This is a genomic window from Actinomycetospora sp. C-140, from assembly GCF_054796175.1.
In genome coordinates this window covers 32,097-48,506 of the sequence record NZ_JBTWNF010000017.1, presented here as the reverse complement: position 1 = coordinate 48,506, position 16,410 = coordinate 32,097, and the positions used below count along the sequence as shown (strand labels likewise).

General features: G+C 76.9%; 22 protein-coding genes. 11 read left to right on the top strand and 11 right to left on the bottom strand.

Annotated elements, in window-relative coordinates:
- The first annotated feature begins 2 nt into the window (after positions 1 to 2).
- The 5 genes from ACR9E3_RS24670 (at position 3) to ACR9E3_RS24650 (ending at position 3,458) form a co-directional block, all read left to right on the top strand.
- Complete coding sequence (locus ACR9E3_RS24670) at positions 3 to 638, top strand: MSMEG_1061 family FMN-dependent PPOX-type flavoprotein (protein WP_460383297.1); 636 nt, start codon at positions 3 to 5, stop codon at positions 636 to 638.
- A gap of 105 nt (positions 639 to 743) precedes the next feature.
- A complete protein-coding gene (locus ACR9E3_RS24665) occupies positions 744 to 1,094 on the top strand; it encodes a YciI family protein (protein ID WP_460383449.1) in 351 nt (116 codons plus the stop codon).
- Complete coding sequence (locus ACR9E3_RS24660; protein ID WP_460383448.1) at positions 1,082 to 2,320, top strand: RNA polymerase sigma factor; 1,239 nt, start codon at positions 1,082 to 1,084, stop codon at positions 2,318 to 2,320. Before ACR9E3_RS24665 ends, ACR9E3_RS24660 begins: the two co-directional genes overlap by 13 nt.
- A 17-nt stretch (positions 2,321 to 2,337) precedes the next feature.
- Positions 2,338 to 2,988, top strand: coding sequence for a DUF1707 SHOCT-like domain-containing protein (locus ACR9E3_RS24655; protein ID WP_460383296.1), 651 nt, complete (start codon positions 2,338 to 2,340; stop codon positions 2,986 to 2,988).
- A 137-nt stretch (positions 2,989 to 3,125) separates the two neighbouring features.
- Entirely contained in the window at positions 3,126 to 3,458 is a 333-nt protein-coding gene (locus ACR9E3_RS24650) for a hypothetical protein (protein WP_460383295.1), read from the top strand.
- A gap of 108 nt (positions 3,459 to 3,566) precedes the next feature.
- Here the strand turns inward: ACR9E3_RS24650 and ACR9E3_RS24645 are convergent, their stop codons facing one another.
- From ACR9E3_RS24645 to ACR9E3_RS24605, 9 genes are all read right to left on the bottom strand, one after another.
- On the bottom strand, positions 3,567 to 4,061 hold the full coding sequence (locus tag ACR9E3_RS24645) for a deaminase (protein ID WP_460383293.1): 495 nt from the start codon (positions 4,059 to 4,061) through the stop codon (positions 3,567 to 3,569).
- A 13-nt stretch (positions 4,062 to 4,074) separates the two neighbouring features.
- On the bottom strand, positions 4,075 to 4,281 hold the full coding sequence (locus tag ACR9E3_RS24640) for a DUF2795 domain-containing protein (RefSeq protein WP_460383292.1): 207 nt from the start codon (positions 4,279 to 4,281) through the stop codon (positions 4,075 to 4,077).
- A gap of 13 nt (positions 4,282 to 4,294) precedes the next feature.
- Complete coding sequence (locus ACR9E3_RS24635; RefSeq protein WP_460383290.1) at positions 4,295 to 4,708, bottom strand: STAS domain-containing protein; 414 nt, start codon at positions 4,706 to 4,708, stop codon at positions 4,295 to 4,297.
- A 145-nt stretch (positions 4,709 to 4,853) separates the two neighbouring features.
- Positions 4,854 to 5,069 carry a hypothetical protein gene (locus ACR9E3_RS24630; protein WP_460383289.1) on the bottom strand — a complete coding sequence of 72 codons (216 nt, stop codon included), beginning with the start codon at positions 5,067 to 5,069 and terminating at the stop codon, positions 4,854 to 4,856.
- Positions 5,070 to 5,208: 139 nt separating this feature from the next.
- Positions 5,209 to 5,979: a glycosyltransferase family 2 protein gene (locus ACR9E3_RS24625; RefSeq protein WP_460383288.1), complete on the bottom strand. Its 771-nt coding sequence runs from the start codon at positions 5,977 to 5,979 to the stop codon at positions 5,209 to 5,211.
- Entirely contained in the window at positions 5,976 to 6,587 is a 612-nt protein-coding gene (locus ACR9E3_RS24620; RefSeq protein WP_460383287.1) for a methyltransferase, read from the bottom strand. Before ACR9E3_RS24620 ends, ACR9E3_RS24625 begins: the two co-directional genes overlap by 4 nt.
- Entirely contained in the window at positions 6,581 to 7,318 is a 738-nt protein-coding gene (locus ACR9E3_RS24615) for a PIG-L deacetylase family protein (protein ID WP_460383286.1), read from the bottom strand. The genes ACR9E3_RS24620 and ACR9E3_RS24615 overlap by 7 nt, the downstream gene beginning before the upstream one ends.
- Entirely contained in the window at positions 7,315 to 8,274 is a 960-nt protein-coding gene (locus ACR9E3_RS24610; protein WP_460383284.1) for an acyl-CoA dehydrogenase family protein, read from the bottom strand. The genes ACR9E3_RS24615 and ACR9E3_RS24610 overlap by 4 nt, the downstream gene beginning before the upstream one ends.
- A 189-nt stretch (positions 8,275 to 8,463) precedes the next feature.
- A complete protein-coding gene (locus tag ACR9E3_RS24605) occupies positions 8,464 to 9,810 on the bottom strand; it encodes an amidase family protein (RefSeq protein WP_460383283.1) in 1,347 nt (448 codons plus the stop codon).
- A gap of 110 nt (positions 9,811 to 9,920) precedes the next feature.
- Here ACR9E3_RS24605 and ACR9E3_RS24600 point away from each other — a divergent pair, with 110 nt between their 5' ends.
- Both ACR9E3_RS24600 and ACR9E3_RS24595 read left to right on the top strand, forming a co-directional pair.
- Entirely contained in the window at positions 9,921 to 10,793 is an 873-nt protein-coding gene (locus tag ACR9E3_RS24600; RefSeq protein ID WP_460383282.1) for an NmrA family NAD(P)-binding protein, read from the top strand.
- A 189-nt stretch (positions 10,794 to 10,982) separates the two neighbouring features.
- A complete protein-coding gene (locus tag ACR9E3_RS24595) occupies positions 10,983 to 11,153 on the top strand; it encodes a hypothetical protein (protein ID WP_460383281.1) in 171 nt (56 codons plus the stop codon).
- 37 nt (positions 11,154 to 11,190) lie between these two features.
- Here the strand turns inward: ACR9E3_RS24595 and ACR9E3_RS24590 are convergent, their stop codons facing one another.
- Complete coding sequence (locus ACR9E3_RS24590; RefSeq protein ID WP_460383280.1) at positions 11,191 to 11,592, bottom strand: ATP-binding protein; 402 nt, start codon at positions 11,590 to 11,592, stop codon at positions 11,191 to 11,193.
- A gap of 52 nt (positions 11,593 to 11,644) precedes the next feature.
- Here ACR9E3_RS24590 and ACR9E3_RS24585 point away from each other — a divergent pair, with 52 nt between their 5' ends.
- Both ACR9E3_RS24585 and ACR9E3_RS24580 read left to right on the top strand, forming a co-directional pair.
- Positions 11,645 to 12,031, top strand: a complete 387-nt coding sequence (locus ACR9E3_RS24585) for a nuclear transport factor 2 family protein (RefSeq protein ID WP_460383279.1) — start codon at positions 11,645 to 11,647, stop codon at positions 12,029 to 12,031.
- A gap of 41 nt (positions 12,032 to 12,072) precedes the next feature.
- A complete protein-coding gene (locus ACR9E3_RS24580; protein ID WP_460383278.1) occupies positions 12,073 to 12,573 on the top strand; it encodes a hypothetical protein in 501 nt (166 codons plus the stop codon).
- On the opposite strand, the gene ACR9E3_RS24575 is transcribed toward ACR9E3_RS24580, so the two are convergent.
- The gene (locus tag ACR9E3_RS24575) at positions 12,570 to 13,970 is read right to left on the bottom strand and encodes an MFS transporter (RefSeq protein WP_460383277.1); all 1,401 of its coding nucleotides are present in this window, start codon (positions 13,968 to 13,970) and stop codon (positions 12,570 to 12,572) included. The two genes, ACR9E3_RS24580 and ACR9E3_RS24575, sit on opposite strands and share 4 nt — an antisense overlap.
- Positions 13,971 to 14,091: 121 nt before the next feature.
- On the opposite strand from ACR9E3_RS24575, the gene ACR9E3_RS24570 reads away from it, so the two are divergent.
- Both ACR9E3_RS24570 and ACR9E3_RS24565 read left to right on the top strand, forming a co-directional pair.
- On the top strand, positions 14,092 to 14,727 hold the full coding sequence (locus ACR9E3_RS24570) for a LysE family translocator (RefSeq protein ID WP_460383276.1): 636 nt from the start codon (positions 14,092 to 14,094) through the stop codon (positions 14,725 to 14,727).
- Positions 14,728 to 14,913: 186 nt separating this feature from the next.
- Entirely contained in the window at positions 14,914 to 16,374 is a 1,461-nt protein-coding gene (locus ACR9E3_RS24565; RefSeq protein WP_460383275.1) for an FAD-dependent oxidoreductase, read from the top strand.
- Positions 16,375 to 16,410 lie beyond the last annotated feature (36 nt).

Genomic DNA, 16,410 nt, shown 5'->3' with positions numbered 1-16,410 from the left:
CGATGAGCGGGCGGGCCGCACGCGGCGGCACGGAGATCACCGATGTCGAGCAGCTGCGAGCCGTGATCGGCGAGCCGATGCCACGCGCCGTCACGAAGGTGCGCGCGCAGCTCGACGACGTCGACCGGGCCTTCATCGCGAGCTCACCGCTGCACCTGCTGGCCACCTCCGGCGCCGACGGCTCGCTGGACGTGTCCCCCAAGGGCGACCCGGCGGGCGAGGTGCTCGCCGTCGACGACCGGACCCTGCTGCTCCCCGACCGGCCCGGGAACCGCCGCGTCGACGGGATGGTCAACATCCTCGGCGACCCCCACGTCGCGCTGCTGTTCCTCGTCCCGCACCGCCGCGACACGTTGCGCGTGAACGGGCGCGCGCGGCTCCTCCTGGACCCCGAGGACGCGGCGGTGTTCGAGGTCCGCGGCCACCGCCCGCGCGTCCTGGTCGAGGTGACCGTCGACGAGGTGTTCTTCCACTGCCCCAAGGCCCTCATGCGCAGCGGGCTGTGGGACCCCGAGTCGTGGACATCCACCGACCTCCCGAGCGTCGCCGAGATCGCGCACCGGACGAGCCCCGATGCCTCCCTCGAGGAGCTGGAGCAGCGCTACGCCCCGGAGCACTACCGGACGCTCCTGTACTGAGCCCCGCCGCGAGAATCTCCGTCCGGACCTGTCGATCGGCCGCGGGCCGTTCGTGGTGGGGGTGTGCGGGCACGGTGCCCGCCGCCAGGACCGAGGAGGACCCCGATGGCCCACTACCTGCTCAGCGTGTACCAGCCCGCCGGCGGCGAGCCGCCGTCCGAGGCCGAGCTGGGCGAGATCATGACCCGCCTCGACCGGCTCCACACCGACATGCGGTCCGCGGGCGTCTGGGTGTTCTCCGGCGGGCTCGAGGCTCCCGACACCGCGACGGTCCTGGCCCGCAGCGGCGAGGACGTCCTCGTCACCGACGGCCCGTTCGTCGAGCTCAAGGAGTACCTCGGCGGCTTCACGATCGTCGACGCGCCCAACCTCGACGCCGCGATGCACTGGGCCAGGCGCTCGACCGAGGCCACCGGCCTGCCGATCGAGGTCCGCCCGTTCCACTGGACCGTGTGAGCACCCCGCCCTCCTCGGCGGAGATCTCCCGGATCTTCGCCGAGGAGTACGGGCGGTGCGTGGCGACGCTCGTGCGCGCCCTCGGCGACATCGACCTCGCCGAGGAGGCGGTGCAGGACGCGTTCGCCGTCGCGCTCACCCGCTGGCCCGCCGACGGTGTGCCGCCGAACCCGGGCGGCTGGATCGTCACCACCGCCCGCCGACGCGGGATCGACCGGCTGCGGCGCGACGCGCTCGGCCGCGACAAGGAGGCCCGGGCGGTCCGCGAGGAGCCGCCGCGGGACGAGCCGGACGAGGACGAACCGCAGGACGAGGAGGACGGCCCGGTGCACGACGACCGCCTGCGCCTGATCTTCACGTGCTGCCACCCCGCGCTCGCGCTGCCCGCCCGGGTCGCCCTGACGCTGCGCCTGCTCGGCGGGCTCGAGACCCCCGAGATCGCGCGGGCGTTCCTCGTGCCCGAGGCGACGATGGCCCAGCGGATCGTGCGCGCGAAGAACAAGATCCGGGCGGCCCGCATCCCCTACCGCGTGCCGCGCGACGCCGACCTCCCCGACCGACTGCCCGGCGTCCTCGCCGTCGTGTACCTCGTCTTCACCGAGGGCCACGCGACCGCCACCCGCGACGACCTCGCCGCCGAGGCGATCCGGCTGGGGCGGCTGCTCGCCGAGCTGATGCCCGACGAGCCGGAGGTGCTGGGCCTGCTCGCGCTCATGCTGCTCACCGAGGCCCGTCGCCCCGCCCGGACCGACGGCCGCGGGGCGCGGGTCCTCTTGGCCGACCAGGACCGCGCACGGTGGGACCCGGCGCTCGTCGCCGAGGGTCTCGACCTGGTGCGTCGGTGCCTGCGCCGCGACCGCCCCGGGCCGTACCAGGTGCAGGCCGCGATCAACGCGGTCCACACCGCGGCCCCGGACGCCGCGTCGACCGACTGGGCCCAGCTCGTCGCCCTCCACGACCAGCTCCTCGCGCTCGCCCCGAGCCCGACGGTCGCGCTCAACCGCGCGGTCGCCGTGGCCGAGACCGACGGGCCCGCGACGGCCCTGGCGATCGTCGACGAGCTCGCCGCGCGCCTCGACCGCTACCACCTGCTCCACGCGGTGCGCGCCGACCTGCTGCGCCGCCTCGGCCGCAACAGCGAGGCCGACGCCGCGCTCGACGCCGCCCTCGCCCGCACCGACGACCCCGACGACCGGGCCCTGCTCGCCTCCCGTCGCCGCGGGTGACCGGGCAGGATGGATCCGTGACCGCGGAGCCCCCGGAGATGCGGATCGGCGACCGGGAGCGGCGCGCCACCGACGACCGCCTCCGCGCGGCCCTCGACGACGGGGTCCTCACGCTCACCGAGTACGACGAGCGCACCCGGCAGTGCTACGAGGCGCGGGTCCAGCGGGAGCTCGACATGCTGGTGGCCGACCTCCCGGCGCCGGCGGCGTCGACGCCGGCCGAGCCGCGGACGCCGCCGGTGCCGGCGAGCGCTCCCGACCAGCCGCCCTGGTACCACCGCATCGGGCGGGTGGTCGTGCCGGTCCTGGTCCTCGGCGCCGTGGCCTTCGGGGGCACGCGGATCGTCGGCGCCGACGACGGCTTCGCGCTCTTCGGCCACCGGACCGTCCCCGTCACCGCCGACCGGCAGGAGGTCCAGGTGGCGTCGCTGTTCGGGAAGACCGAGGTCGTCGTGCCCGACGGCACCGTCGTGCGCACCGCGGGCTTCATGGTGTTCGGCGGGACCGACTGCGAGCAGGCCTGCCAGCTGCCCCCGGGCGGCGCCACCCAGCGCGAGGTCACGGTGGACGCGAGCGGGGCCTTCGGCTCGGTCGACATCGTGACCGCGTCCGAGGCGGCGCGGGGCGGGATCGACGGCAACGACCGCGACGGCGATGACGACGACTGACCGTCACCCTGGGTGATCGCGGGCTCGCTGAGAAAATTCCCTGCTCCCGACGGAACATCCGCGTCTCCTCCCGCCGTCAGAGTGCCGAACGCCCACCACACCGGGCACCGAGCACTCACCGAGAGCGAGCATCGATCATGGCTGACACCGCCGGCGACAACTACTCCTTCGCCAACGGCTCCGTCTACAACGCCTCCGGCCAGCAGGTCGGCACCTACACCACCGACGCGAGCGGCCAGATCGACTCGGTGTCGACCGACGAGGACCACAACGGCTACGTCGACACGGTCATCGCCGACACCGACCACAACGGCAGCTTCGAGACCGCCGTGGTCGACACCGACGCCGACGGCTACGGCGAGACCGTCCTGCTCGACACCAACAACAACGGCGACTTCGACATGGGCGCCGTCGACACCAACGAGGACGGCACCTACGAGACCATCGCCCCCGTCCCCGACGGCACCTGATCGACCCCACGTGAGCGAACTCTGGGGCCATAGCACCAAAGTTCGCTCACGTACGGCCCGGACCCGCGCACACGCTGCGGGTCCGGGCCGTCGTCGTGTCCGGGGGCGTCAGCCGGCGAGGCGGCGGCGGTGGAGCTCGCGGATCTCGTCGTCGAACGGGGACACCGGGCCGTTCACGCGCAGCGCCGGCGCCACGTCCGTGATCGGCAGGGGACGCACCGGCGACAGCGGCGCGCCGAGCTCGGCACGCCAGCGCGTCAGCTGCTCCGACGAGCTCGCGTAGAGGATCGGCCCGAGCCCGACCCAGGCATGCGCGGCCGCGCACATCGGGCAGTGCTCGCCGGAGGTGTAGACGGTGCTCGCCGCCCGCTCCTGCGCGGTGAGCTCGGCCGCCGCCCACCGGGCGATCTCGAACTCCGGATGGCGCGTCGCGTCACCGCTCGAGCTCTCCCGGTTGCGGTCGGCGAACCGGACGCCGCCGCCGCCGGGGCCCACGAGCACCGAGCCGAACGGGTCGTCGCCCGCCTCCAGCGCCTCGCGGGCGAGCTCCACGCAGCGTCGCAGGTGGTCACGGTCGTCGTCGGTGATCGGCGTGGACGTCACCGCACGACCGTACTCAGGCCCGGTCCGGGCGTTGCGGCACCGAGATCACCACGTCGTCGGCGGTCGAGAACATGCGGTCGGGCAGCGCGCGCAGCGCCGTCAGCACCTGGGTGTCGCCCTCGCCGCGGTCGGTGGCCCAGGAGATGACCTGGGTGCGGTCGGCGGGGAACGCCATCCCCTGCAGGGCCTTGCGGACGCGGAGGTCGTCGCGATCGGTCACGGGAGTCCTCCCTCTACAGCCGGAACTGGCCGAGCTCCGCGGCCAGCGCCTCGGGTGGGTCGTGCAGCTCGACACGGGCCTCGTGGGCCAGGCAGCGGATGCGCAGTCGTGCGAGCACCCGCGCGAGGCCGGCGTCGCAGCCCTCGAGGCCCGAGAGGTCGATGACCAGCTCGGTCCGCGCCTGGCGCTCGAGCTCGCCGGCCATGCCGCGCAGGCGCTCCCGGCCCGCGCGGTCGAACCGCCCGCGCAGCGCGAGCGCGACGCAGCCCGGGCCGTACCGGCGGATGCCGACCGAGGCCCGGCGGTTGCCGACGGCCGACGGCTCGGCGCGGGCGACGGCCTCGGCGACCGCGGCGCGTCGGCGCGCCGACAGGTCGGCCGGCAGATCCTCGGAGAGATCGGTGGACGGGTCGACGTCGATGCTCATGGGGCCTCCTCGCGGCCACGGGCGGCCCGGCCCACGGAAGGGTCGGACCACGTCGTCCGCGACGGCCTGCAGGTCTCAACCGCCGAATCTGTCACCGGGAGGTTACCCGCCGCGACCGGACGACGCAGGACCCCCGACCGGCCGGTCACCGCGTGCCCCGCGGTGTGCGGGGCGTGACGAGACCGTCGATCTCGGCGAGGAGGTGGGCGAGCTCCTGGCGCAACCGGGCGAGCCGCGAGGGCTCGAGGGTGCCGCGCTGCTGTTCGGCGTGCACGGCGTCGACGATCGCGAACGCCCGTTCGAACCGGGGGTCGAGCGACGCGTCGACCCGGGCACGCCACGCGGCGGATCCGGCGCTCACGGGAACGCTCCTCGGACGGTGTGACGGGGACGCTCGGGCATGGCGCGGCTCCTGGGAACGGGCGCGCCCGGCAGTCGCGGGCGCGCAGCACGTGTCGAGGCTCCGCCGCGGGCTCGAGCGGGTGAGACGTCGGTGTCGATCAGTCGCGGGCACGGCCGGACCGCCCCCGGCTCCCCGCCGCGGGTTCGAGCGGGGCCGCGAGAGGGCTACCCGGTGAGGCGGGCATCACATGCCGGGTGAGCGTCCGGAGATGACCGGCGAATCCGTCCGGGGCGCGGCCGTCGGTGCGCGCGCTCGTCACGACGGGGTGCGCGCGGTCGCGGAGCACCCGGTACCCGCCGCGGTCGAGGGCCGCGACGAGCGCGACGTCCTCCGCGGTCGCCCGCGGCGGGAACCCCCCGACCGCGCGGTACGCGTCGGCCGCGATCCCGAGGCTCGCTCCGTGCACGTGGCGGTGGGCGTCGCCGGTCCCGCCCTCGTCGTACGCGGCCCGGTAGCGGTGACGGACCGGGTGCGGCAGCCCGGCCCAGTCGGTGACCGCGACCGTGCCGACCCACGCGTCGGCACCCGCGTCCCGGGCCGCGAGCTGCGCGGACAGCCAGTCCCGGGGCACCACGGAGTCGGCGTCGGTCGTGGCCAGCCACAGCGGCGGGGTCCGACGCGCCAGCAGCGTGGCGGCACCCGCGGCGCGGGCCCGCCCGACGTTGCGCGCCGCCAGACGCCGCACCCCCACGCGGTGCCGGCGGGCGATCACCTCGGTGCGGTCCGTGCACGCGTCGGCGACGACGAGCACCGCCACGCGCGCGCGGTCCCGCACGGCGCCGGCGGCCGCGCGGAGCCCGGCCAGGCAGTCGGCGAGCAGCTCCTCCTCGTCGTGGGCCGGGACCACGACACCCATCCACGGCGTCACCGCAGCCCCGTCTCCTCGGCGACCGAGCGCGCCGGGGGCGGGACGCGCACGTACACCTCGAGCCGGAAGTCGGCCTCGTCGTGACGGACGGTCCGCGCGAGCCCGGGGCGCGCGGCGAGCTCGTCGTGCACCGCGGGTCCCTCGACGGGGTACTCGGGCGCGGCGCGCAGCCAGTGGACGGCGAGCAGGTGGCCGCCGGGGACCAGACGCTCCTCGACGGCGTCCCAGCAGGCCGCCCGGTCGTCCGCGTCGAGGTAGTAGACGACCTCCGAGGCCACCACCAGGTCGAACGGGCCGGCGGGCACCTCGCCGGGCAGCGCGCCCCGCGCCACGTCCACGCCGGGGCGGCCGGCGAGCCGCGCGCGGGCGGCGGCGACGGCGCGGTCGGCGGCGTCGCGGCACACGAGCTCGTCGCACCGGTCGGCCAGCCCCACCGACAGCGCCCCGGACGCGCAGCCGGGCTCGAACGCGCGGGCGTACCGGGGCCGCGGCAGGGCGGCGAGGACGACGGCGCGCTTGCGCTCCTCGTACCAGCCCGCCTCGATGCCCCACGGGTCGGCGTCGCGGGCGTAGAGGTCGTCGAAGTACGCGCGGGACAGGCTCACCACGGCCCCCACAGGATCTCGGTGTCCCGGCGGAACCGGGCCAGGACGGCGTCCGTGAGCACCGGTGCGTCGCGCGGGTCGTCGGACAGCGGCGCGATCTGCGTGGTGAAGCACGCGATCGCCGCGCTCTTGGCCGCGACGGCGTCGCCGGGCAGCACGAGCCGGCGGGCACCCTCGAAGGACACCTGCCCCGGGCGCGCCCAGTGCCACAGCCACACCGCGTACCGCCGGCACGCGACCCCGGCCCGGTCGGCGGCGAGCCCCGCGCCGGCCGACACCGCGTCGTGGTCGGGGTGGCCGTCGTCCGCGACGGGGGCGAGCACGGTGTCGCCGGCGCGCAGGAGAGCACCGAGACCGTGAGCGACGCCGGCCGCCGTCACCCCGCTGTCGGGCAGGCCGAGACGGTGCACCCGGGCGGGCACCCCCAGGGCGGCGAGCGCGGCGCGACGCTCCCCGACACGGCGCTCGACGAGCTGCGCGGGCGTCAGCGTCGGGCTCCCCGGGTGGGAGCCCTCGCCATCGGTGACGGCCACGACGAGCAGCTCGTCCGGCGCCCAGGCGGCGAGCACCCCGCCGACGCCGAGGACCTCGTCGTCGGGGTGCGGCGCCACCACGACCACCCGGCCGGTCGGTCGCACGGTCGCGGGGTCGACCGCCGGGACCGCGTCCAGGCCGCCGGGCCCCCACCAGATGTCCTCGGGCGTCCCGGCGCCCTGGAGCGACGGCGCGGTCACAGGCACACGTCCTCGGCGTCCCCGACCAGCTCCCCGAGCGTGGCGAGATCCCGCTCGGCGTGGCTCTGGCGGACGTAGACCTCGAGGTCGGCGACGCGCTGCGCGTGGTCGGCGTCGCCGGCGAGCGGGCCCGGACCGAGCGCGCGGCCGGTGCGCCGCAGCGCGCTGTCGACCGCCGCCTCGACGACCGCCCGCACCCGCAGGGCCCGCCGCCGGGCCACCGGCGCCGGCTCCGGGCTCGCGGCGTCGAGAGCGTCCGCGGCGTCGCGGAGCAGGCACCGGGCCGCGGCGAGGGCGGCGTCGACCGCGCCGAGGTGGGCGTGGCCGTGGGCGTCGAGACGACCGTCGCGGGCCGCGCGGCGCAGCGGCGCCGCGACCCCGACCGCGCCGCCGAACCACGCCGCCGCCACGGCGATCGCGCCGTGCCAGAACCCCGCGCGCTCGAGGTAGGCGCCGGGCCCGCCGAGCGGCTCGGCCGGCACGCGGTCGAGGTCGACGGTCGCCGCGGCGCTGCCGCGCATCCCGTGGGCCTGCCACCGCCCGGGGGTCACGGTGATCCCGGGCGCGGCGAGGTCGACCGCGAGGATGCGGCGGCCGTCGTCGGCCCGGGCGGTGACGAGGGCGTGGGTGCACGGACCCGCCGCGCCGGAGCAGAACGGCTTGCGACCGGTCAGGCGCCATCGGCCCGCCCCGTCCGGCTCCGCGCGCACCTCCGCGTCGGGCGGTCCAGCGGCCCACACGCCCCAGCACGAGCCGGCCGGCACGGGCCGGCCCCCGAGCTCGGCGTGGATCGTCACGGCGTCGAGGTGTGCCTCGGCCAGGCGCGCGACGTCGAGGTCGTCGGCCGCGGCGCGGGCCAGCACGGCCAGGTTGTGCCGGGTGCGCCCCTCGCCCCGCGGGGACGGCCCGGTCCGGAACGACCCCAGCACGGGGCGGACCGCGTCGAGTGGGGTCATCGCTCTCCTCGGCACGCGCGGGGACCGGCGGCCGGGGGCGACGCCGGACGGGTCCGCACGAGAGCGACGGGGCGGAGGGCTGTACCCCGGGGTCACGGCACGCGGACGTCGGCGACGTCCACGGCGCGGCGGACCGGGCGGGGCTACCCGACCTCCCCGGTCCTCACCCGTGTCCCGGCGTCGCGCTGATCACTCCCGCACAGGGCCGGCCGCCCGCTCGAGCTGCGCCGCCAGCGCGACGAGCCGCGCGTCCTCGCCGGGGGCGACGGCGAGCTGGACCGCCAGGGGGAGCCCGACCTCGGAGCGTCCGACCGGGAGCACGGCGGCCGGCTGCCCGGTGTGGTTGAAGCCCGGGGTGTGGGCGTAATGCCGCCCGAGGGCGAGCATCGTCGGCAGGCCCCGGCGGCCCGCCCAGTGCCCGACCGGCACGGCCGGGCCGCGCGCGGGCGGGGTCAGCAGGACGTCGACGCCGAGATCGGCGAGCAGGCGCCGGCCCACCGCGGCGCCCTGGCGGCGGGCGGGCGCGATCGCCGCGTCCGGGACGAGACCCCCGATCCGCGCGACCTCGGCGGTGCGCGCCTCGAGCAGCGTCGGGTCGTCGACCTCGCCCGCGGTGGCGGCGAGACCGTGCAGCATGCGGGCGACGAAGCCGAGGGGCGCGGCGCCCCAGCGGGTGCGCACCTCGCGCACGTCGTGGCCGAGCCCCGCGAGGGTCTCGGCGGTCCGGCGCACCGCGGCCTCGAGCTCGGGGTCGAGCGGGAGCGCGGGCGACACCGGCGAGGCGAGGTCGACACCGACGCGCAGGGGCGGCGGATCCTGCTCGGCGGCGGCCGCGAGCGGGGCCGGGAAGTCGCCGATCAGGTCGAGGTAGAGCGCGGAGTCCGCGACCCGGCGGGTGAGGCAGCCCTGGACCGAGAGGCCGTTCCACCCGCCGCCGGGGGTGCGGCCGGCGCCGGGCTTGATGCCGACGAGACCGCAGCACCCGGCGGGGATGCGGATCGAGCCGGCGCCGTCGCTCGCGGTCGCCAGCCCGACCGCCCCGCCCGCGACGGCCGCCGCCGAGCCGCCCGACGACCCGCCGGGCGTGCGCGCCGTGTCGATCGGGTTGCGGGTGACGCCGAAGCGCACCGACTCGGTGAACCCGTAGAGCGCGAGCTCCGGCAGCGTCGTGCGACCGACCGGCACGAGGCCCGCCGTCCGCAGCGTCGCGACGACCGCGCTGTCGGCGCTCGCCGGTGTCCGTCGCGCCCGGCTCCCCCACGACGTGACGTGCCCGGCGGCGTCGAGGTCGTCCTTGACCGCGATCGGCACCCCGAGCAGCGGGCCGTCCTCCCCGCGCGCCCGCCGCCGGTCGGCGTCCTCGGCCGCCGCCCCGGCCGCGTCGGCGTCGATCGTGACGAAGGCGTTGACGCGGGCGTCGACCGCACGGGCCGCCGCGACCGTCGCCTCCGCCAGCGCGACGGCAGTGACCTCCCCGGATCGCAGCGCGGCGGCCTGGGCGCGGGGGGTGTCGGCGACGAGCGCGGCGGCGTCCACGGGTCCAGGGTGCGCTACGCGCATGTGAGCACTTCGGAGTGCCCTGGCACTCCGAAGTGCTCACGAGCGCGTCAGCGCACCTGTCGGACCCCCGCGCAAGGGTGTCCGGCATGACCATCGCGATCACCACCCCACGGGGCCACGTGGGGTCGCACGTCCTCCCCCGCCTCGTCCAGGCCGGGGTCCGGCCGCGGGTCCTCCTGCGCGACCCCGCGACCCTCGATCCCGCCTGGCACGAGCACGTCGACGCCGTGCCGTGCGACCAGGACGACGCCGACGCGGTCGTGGCCGCCACCCGCGGGGTCGAGGCGCTGCTGTGGATCAGCCCGACGCAGCACACCGGCGACCCCGTCGCGGCGCACGCGCGGCTCGGCGGCCACGTGGCGCGGGCGGTCCGCGAGAACGGCATCGCGCGCACGGTGTTCCAGTCGAGCATCGGCGCCGAGAAGCGCCACGGCGCCGGCGAGATCGACGGCCTCGCGCGCGTCGAGGAGGCGCTCGACGCGACCGGCGCTCCGGTGCTGCACCTGCGCGCCGGGTACTTCTTCACCAACCTCGAGTTCGAGGGCGACGCCCTGCGCGCCGGCGTGCTGCGCACCGCGATGCCGCTGGACGCCCCGATGCCCTGGGTCGACCCCCGCGACATCGCCGAGGTCGCCGCCGGCCGCCTGCTCGCGCCCTGGACACGGGGCGGAGTGCAGGCCGTGCAGGGTCCCCGCCACCTGTGCTTCGCCGAGGTGGCCGAGGTCCTCACCGCGGCGCTGGGCCGGCCGATCCGCGCCGAGCGACTCACCGACGACGAGCTGCGCGCCGGGCTGCGCTCGGCCGGGCTGGGCGACGCCGCCGTCGAGGCGATCGTCGGGATGTCATCGGGCCTGCGGGACGGGTTCGTGCCCGAGCAGCCGCGCTCGGCGCTGAGCACCACGCCGAGCACGCTCGAGGGCTGGGCGCACACCCACCTGCGGCCCCGGCTCGAGGGATGAGCCGGGCTCCCGCCGGTGGAACGAGCGCCGCCGTTCGTCCCATGATCGCGACCATCCGCCGCCCGACGGCCGCCGCCGGATCGATCCCGTTGTGCACACCCGGCACGCGAGCGGCCCGGACCGCGTTCACTGGAGGACGCACCCCGGGCCGATCCAGGATGCCCGGGCCGCACAGGAAGGGGCCGCAACATGATCAAGAATCGGGAGCTGGCCCTCATCCCGGACTCCGCGCTGGAGCTGCTCGAGCCGCCCGCGACCTCGCCCGTCCCGGGCCCGCGGTCGTCCGCGACCCACGTCCCGCGCACGCCGCGCGTGGCCGACCGGCACGCGCCGCGCCGTCGCGGCTCGACCGCCCGCTGACCCGCTCGGCTCCGCTCGGCCCCGGACGTCGCCCGGCTCAGGCCGGGTGGCGCAGGGTCACCGTCGTCCCGGTCGGCCCGGGATGGACCGTGTACGCCGCGGCCAGCTCCTCGATGAGCGCGAGGCCCCGGCCGCGGTAGCCGTTGGTGCCGGTCGGGGCGCGCCAGCGACCGGCGTCCGACACGGTGATCACCAGCGCCTGTCCAGCCGGATCCCACTGCCCCGAGAGCGTCATCGTGCCGGCCTCGTCCTGGTCGGCGTAGGCGTGCTCGGCGGCGTTCTCGAGGGCCTCGCTGACGGCGAGGGTCAGGTTGTCGACGACGTCCTCGTCGTCGCTGAGGACCCCACGGAGCCACCGCCGCACCGCGCGTCGCAGGCGTCCCACGTCGGAGGGCGTGGCGGGTGCCTCCAGGTGCAGCGCGTCCTCCGCCTCGCCCACGGCACCCCCGCATCCTCCGCCGCTCGCCGATCCCGACCGTACGCTGTTCCCGGTGGACGCCCAGACCAATCCGACCACCTTCCGCGCGGCCGTCGAGAGCGGTGACATGGACGCCGCGATCGCGCTGCTGACCGAGGACGTCGAGTTCCACAGCCCCGTGGTGCACTCGCCCTACCGGGGCCGCGACGCCGTGGCGCCGATCCTGCGGGCGGTCGCGACGGTCTTCGAGGACTTCCGCTACGTGGGCGAGATCGACGGCGGCGAGGAGCACCTGCTGCAGTTCCGCGCCCACGTCGGCGACCGCGAGCTCGAGGGCATCGACCTGCTCCACCACGACGCGACCGGCGCGATCGACCGGCTCACCGTGATGATCCGACCGCTCTCGGCGCTGCAGGCCGTGGCCGGCGCGATGCGGGACCGGCTCGCCGCGCAGGGCTAGGTACTGGTCCGGCGGCGGACGGCGCAGCACACTCCCCCGACGTGGACGCCGCCTACGACGCCGAGCCGTGGTCCGACTTCGCCGCCGGCATGGCCGGCGCCTCCGCCGCGCTCGCCGGCCTGCTGTTCGTCGCCGTCTCGATCAACATCCGGACGATCCTCACCGGCACCGGGATCGCGGGCCGTGCCGCACTGGCGCTGATCCTGCTCGTGCTGCCGGTCTTCCTCTCGCTCGCCCTCCTGATCCCGGGGCAACCGGATACCGCCCTCGCGATCGAGCTCCTGGTGATCTCCGCGGTGACGGTGCCGTCGCTGGGGTACCTGGCGCGTCCCTCCGCGCACGCTGCCGAGCAGCCGATGGCCTCGTGGATCGCCACGAACGTCATCCCGTCGGCGGTCGCCGGCCTGGCGCCCGTGATCTCCGCCCTCGGCCTGCTCACCGAGGCGCTCGGCGGGCTCTACTGGCTGCCGGCCGCGGTGGCGCTCGCCCTGGTGGGCGGCCTGGTCAACGCCTGGGCGCTGCTCGTGGAGATCCTGCGTTAGACGCCCCGCGAGGCCGGCCGCGCGGTGGGGGCCCCCACGACGGCGACCACCGCGAAGGTCGCGAAGAGCCAGCGGGCGGCGGCGAGCGGGTCCGCGCCGCCGAGCGCCAGCGATACGCCGCCGAGGGCGGTGCCCACCGACACCGCGAGCATCTGCACGGTCGTCACCGCGGCCGAGGCCTTGTCCGCCTCGCTCTCGTCCTGCTCGTGCTCCTGCTCCCGCGACGGCTCGGGCTCGGCCCCGCCGATCGCCGACGCGGCCAGGTGCGGCCACGCGGTGCCGATCCCGATGCCCCCGGCGACCAGCCCGACGGCCCACAGCGCGACCGCGAGCGGGCCGTCGAGGGCGAGGAACGTGACCGCGACGAGCACGGTGCCGGCCGCGAGCAGGCCCGGTCCGACCAGGACACGCCACCGCGGCCGCCGCGCCGAGGCGCTGATCATCTCGCCGCTCACCCAGCCCGCCCCCAGCGCGACGCCCAGGAAGCCGGCGGCCGCGGGCGTCAGCCCCGCGACCTGCTGTCCGGCCAGCGGCACGAACGCCTCCAGCCCGGAGACGCCGACGAGGACCGCCATCAGCCCGTAGATCCAGCGCAGCGGCGAGCCGCGTCGGAAGGTGGCGCGCGGGAGCACGGCGGCGGAGGTCCGACGCTCGTGGACGACGAACAGCACCAGCAGCACCAGCGCGACGAGCAGGCCGAGCACCGCGACGGCGAGCTCGGCGGCGAGCCCGGCGACGCTGAGGACGGCCGCGGCCCCGGCCACGAGCAGCACGGAGCCGACCGGGAACGGCCCGGGCGCGATCCGGGCGCGGGCGCGGTGCAGCGCCGAGGGCACGATCGCGGCGATCAGGAGGCTGCCGACGACGAGCGCCCCGAACGCCCAGCGCCACTGGCCCATGCCCGCGAGCAGGCCGCCCAGCCCCGGTCCGACGATCAGCGCGACGCCCCACATCGCCGCGATCACCGCGCTGCCGCGCGTCCACAACGCCCGGGGCAGCGCGACGCGGATGAGGGCGTAGCCCATCGCCGCGAGCAGCCCGCCGCCCACGCCCTGGACGACCCGGCCGACGAGGAGCACGGCCATCGACGGGGCGAGCGCGTCGACCAGGGCGCCGAGCGCGAAGACCGCGAGCGCGACGAGGTAGGCACGCCCGGCGGGGACCGTCGCGAGCACCCGGCTCGTCAGCGACGACGCCACGACGGCGGCGAGCAGGAACAGCGTGGTGGGCCAGGCGTAGAACGCCGCCCCGCCGATCTCGGCGACCGCCGAGGGCAGCAGGCTCGCGGTGACGTAGGTGTCGACGGCGAACATGAGCGTGCCCCCGGCCAGCACGGTGACCGCGCCGCGGCGTCCGGGCGCGATCATCTGCGCCCACGAGCCCTGCTCGACCGTCATCGCCCGTCACCTCCCTCGCCGCCTCTCCCGAGGGGCAACGCCGTGGGGGCCCGCACCCATCCGCCGGCGATCTCCCGGATTCCGCTGGACCGGGCGCCCGGCCGGGACGAGGCTCCGGTCCGTGCCGCATCTGCTCACCTTCGCCGTCGCGTGCGTCGTCGTCATCGCGATCCCCGGACCGAGCGTCGTGTTCGCGATCGGCCGGGCCCTCGCGGCCGGGCGGCGGCGGGCGCTCTGCTCCGTGGCCGGCAACGCGCTCGGCATCGGGCTGCAGGTCCTCGCCGTCGGCGTCGGCCTCGGCGCGGTGCTCGCGCAGTCGGCCACCGCGTTCACGGCGGTGAAGCTCGCCGGCGCGGCCTACCTGGTCGTGCTGGGCGTGACGGCGATCCGGCACCGGCACGAGGCGGCGGCCGCCCTGGTGGCCCCGTCGGCGACGACGTCGCTGCCCGGCTGGTGGCGCTCGGGCGTCGACGGCGTCGTGGTGGGCCTGTTCAACCCCAAGAGCGCAATCTTCCTCATCGCGTTCCTGCCCCAGTTCATCGATCCCGCCGCGCCCACCGGTCCGCAGGTGGTCGTGCTCGGCGTGGTCATGACCTCGATCGGTCTCGCGTTCGACAGCGTCTGGGCCCTCGGCGCGGGGACGGCGCGGGCGTGGTTCGCCCGCTCGCCCCGGCGGCTCGCCGTGCTCGGCGGTGCGGGCGGCGTCGCGATGATCGGACTGGGCGCCGGGCTCGCGACGACGTCGCGGGCGGCCTGACCGTCCCTCCCGGAGGCCGTGCGGCGTCGTCGGGATGCAGTAGGCCGCCTCAGCGCGTACGCAGATCACCCGGGTCGACGTCACGCCGGGTACGCAATTCCTGGAATGTCGGCGGCACTCCGGTCGCCCTAACGTCGGCACCCCGGTCACGCGGTGTGAGTCGGGTGGTGACTCCGGAGGTGCGCGATGGGCGCGATCGTGGTGTGCGGCGGTGGGATGGTCGGGCTGTCGGCGGCCCTGATGATGGCCCGTGACGGGCACCGGGTGACGGTGCTGGAGTCCGATGCCCAGGAGCCGCCACCGACGGAGAGAGCCTGGGCGTCGTGGTCGCGACGCGGCGTCGCGCAGTTCCGGCAGCCGCACGGCCTGTTCGCCCGCGTCCGTGCCGTCCTCGACGCGGAGCTGCCCGACCTGCCCGGGCAGCTGCTCGGCGCCGGGTGCGTCACCGTCGACCCGCTCGCGGCGATGCCGCCGACCGTCACCGACCGGGAACCGCGCCACGGCGACGAGGACCTGACAGCGATCACCGGACGGCGGCCCGTCGTCGAGGCGGTCGTCGCCGCGGCGGCGGCCGGGACCGACGGCCTGCGGATCCGCCGCGGCGTGACGGTCACGGGCCTGCTCACCGGACCCCGACCCGGCACCGGAGCGCGCTGCCCGCACGTCGTCGGCGTCCGCACCGCGACGGGCGAGGAGATCCGCGCCGACCTCGTCGTGGACGCCACCGGTCGGCGCGGGCCGGGGGCGCGGTGGCTGTACGCGCTCGGTGCGCCGGTGACCGAGACCCGCGCCGTCGACCGCGGTTTCGTGTACTACACGCGCTACTACGCGGGGGCGACCCTGCCGCCGCGGATCGGCCCGCCGCTGGCGCCGCTGGGCTCGGTCTCGTTGCTGACCCTCCCCGGCGACGGCGACACGTGGTCGGTGACGATCTACGGGCTCGCCGCCGACCGGGCGCTGCGCGCGGTGCGCGACCCCGCGGTGTTCGACCAGGTCGTCGGGGCCTGCCCCTGGCAGGCGCCGTGGGGCGCCGGCGAGCCGACCACCGGGGTGCTCGCGATGGGTGGCGGGATCGACCGCCGGACCCGGCTCGTGCGCGCCGGCCGGCCGGTGGTGACCGGCCTGGTGGCGATCGGTGACGCGTGGTGCGCCACCAACCCGTCGGCGGGACGCGGCATCAGCATCGGCGCCGCGCACGCCCAGGCACTCCGGCACGTCGTCCGCGACCACCTCGGCGACGCGGCGGCGCTGGCCGAGGCGTTCGACGTCGTCACCGAGCAGGCCATCGCGCCGCTCGTCGAGGTGCAGACCGGGGCCGACCGCGTGCGGGTGGCCGAGATGCAGGCCGAGATCGCCGGGGAGCCCGCCAGGCCGACCGACGACCCGATGACCCGCCTCGCCGCCGCGAGCGGCGAGGACGCCGACGCGCTGCGCGGCCTCCTCGAGATCGTGAACTGCCTGGCCCTGCCCGCCGACGTCCTCGCCCGCCCCCGGGTCCGGGCCGCCGTCGACGCCCTCGGCCCGGTTCCGCCGCGGCGGGTCCCCGGGCCGGACCGGGCCGAGCTCCTCGCCCTGCTCGCCGAGGCGCCGGGCCTCGCCGCCGTCCCCGCCCCGCGCGGCTCACGGCCTGCCGTCCTGGCGTCGTGAGGCTCGTCCTCGGCGGGTGAGGCGCCCGCGGCGCCG

Coding starts and splice junctions, on each gene's coding strand:
- ACR9E3_RS24670 (WP_460383297.1), top strand. CDS start 3: ATGAGCGGGCGGGCCGCACGCGGCGGCACGGAGATCACCGATGTCGAG.
- ACR9E3_RS24665 (WP_460383449.1), top strand. CDS start 744: ATGGCCCACTACCTGCTCAGCGTGTACCAGCCCGCCGGCGGCGAGCCG.
- ACR9E3_RS24650 (WP_460383295.1), top strand. CDS start 3,126: ATGGCTGACACCGCCGGCGACAACTACTCCTTCGCCAACGGCTCCGTC.
- ACR9E3_RS24635 (WP_460383290.1), bottom strand. CDS start 4,708: ATGAGCATCGACGTCGACCCGTCCACCGATCTCTCCGAGGATCTGCCG.
- ACR9E3_RS24610 (WP_460383284.1), bottom strand. CDS start 8,274: ATGACCCCACTCGACGCGGTCCGCCCCGTGCTGGGGTCGTTCCGGACC.
- ACR9E3_RS24600 (WP_460383282.1), top strand. CDS start 9,921: ATGACCATCGCGATCACCACCCCACGGGGCCACGTGGGGTCGCACGTC.
- ACR9E3_RS24595 (WP_460383281.1), top strand. CDS start 10,983: ATGATCAAGAATCGGGAGCTGGCCCTCATCCCGGACTCCGCGCTGGAG.
- ACR9E3_RS24575 (WP_460383277.1), bottom strand. CDS start 13,970: ATGACGGTCGAGCAGGGCTCGTGGGCGCAGATGATCGCGCCCGGACGC.
- ACR9E3_RS24565 (WP_460383275.1), top strand. CDS start 14,914: ATGGGCGCGATCGTGGTGTGCGGCGGTGGGATGGTCGGGCTGTCGGCG.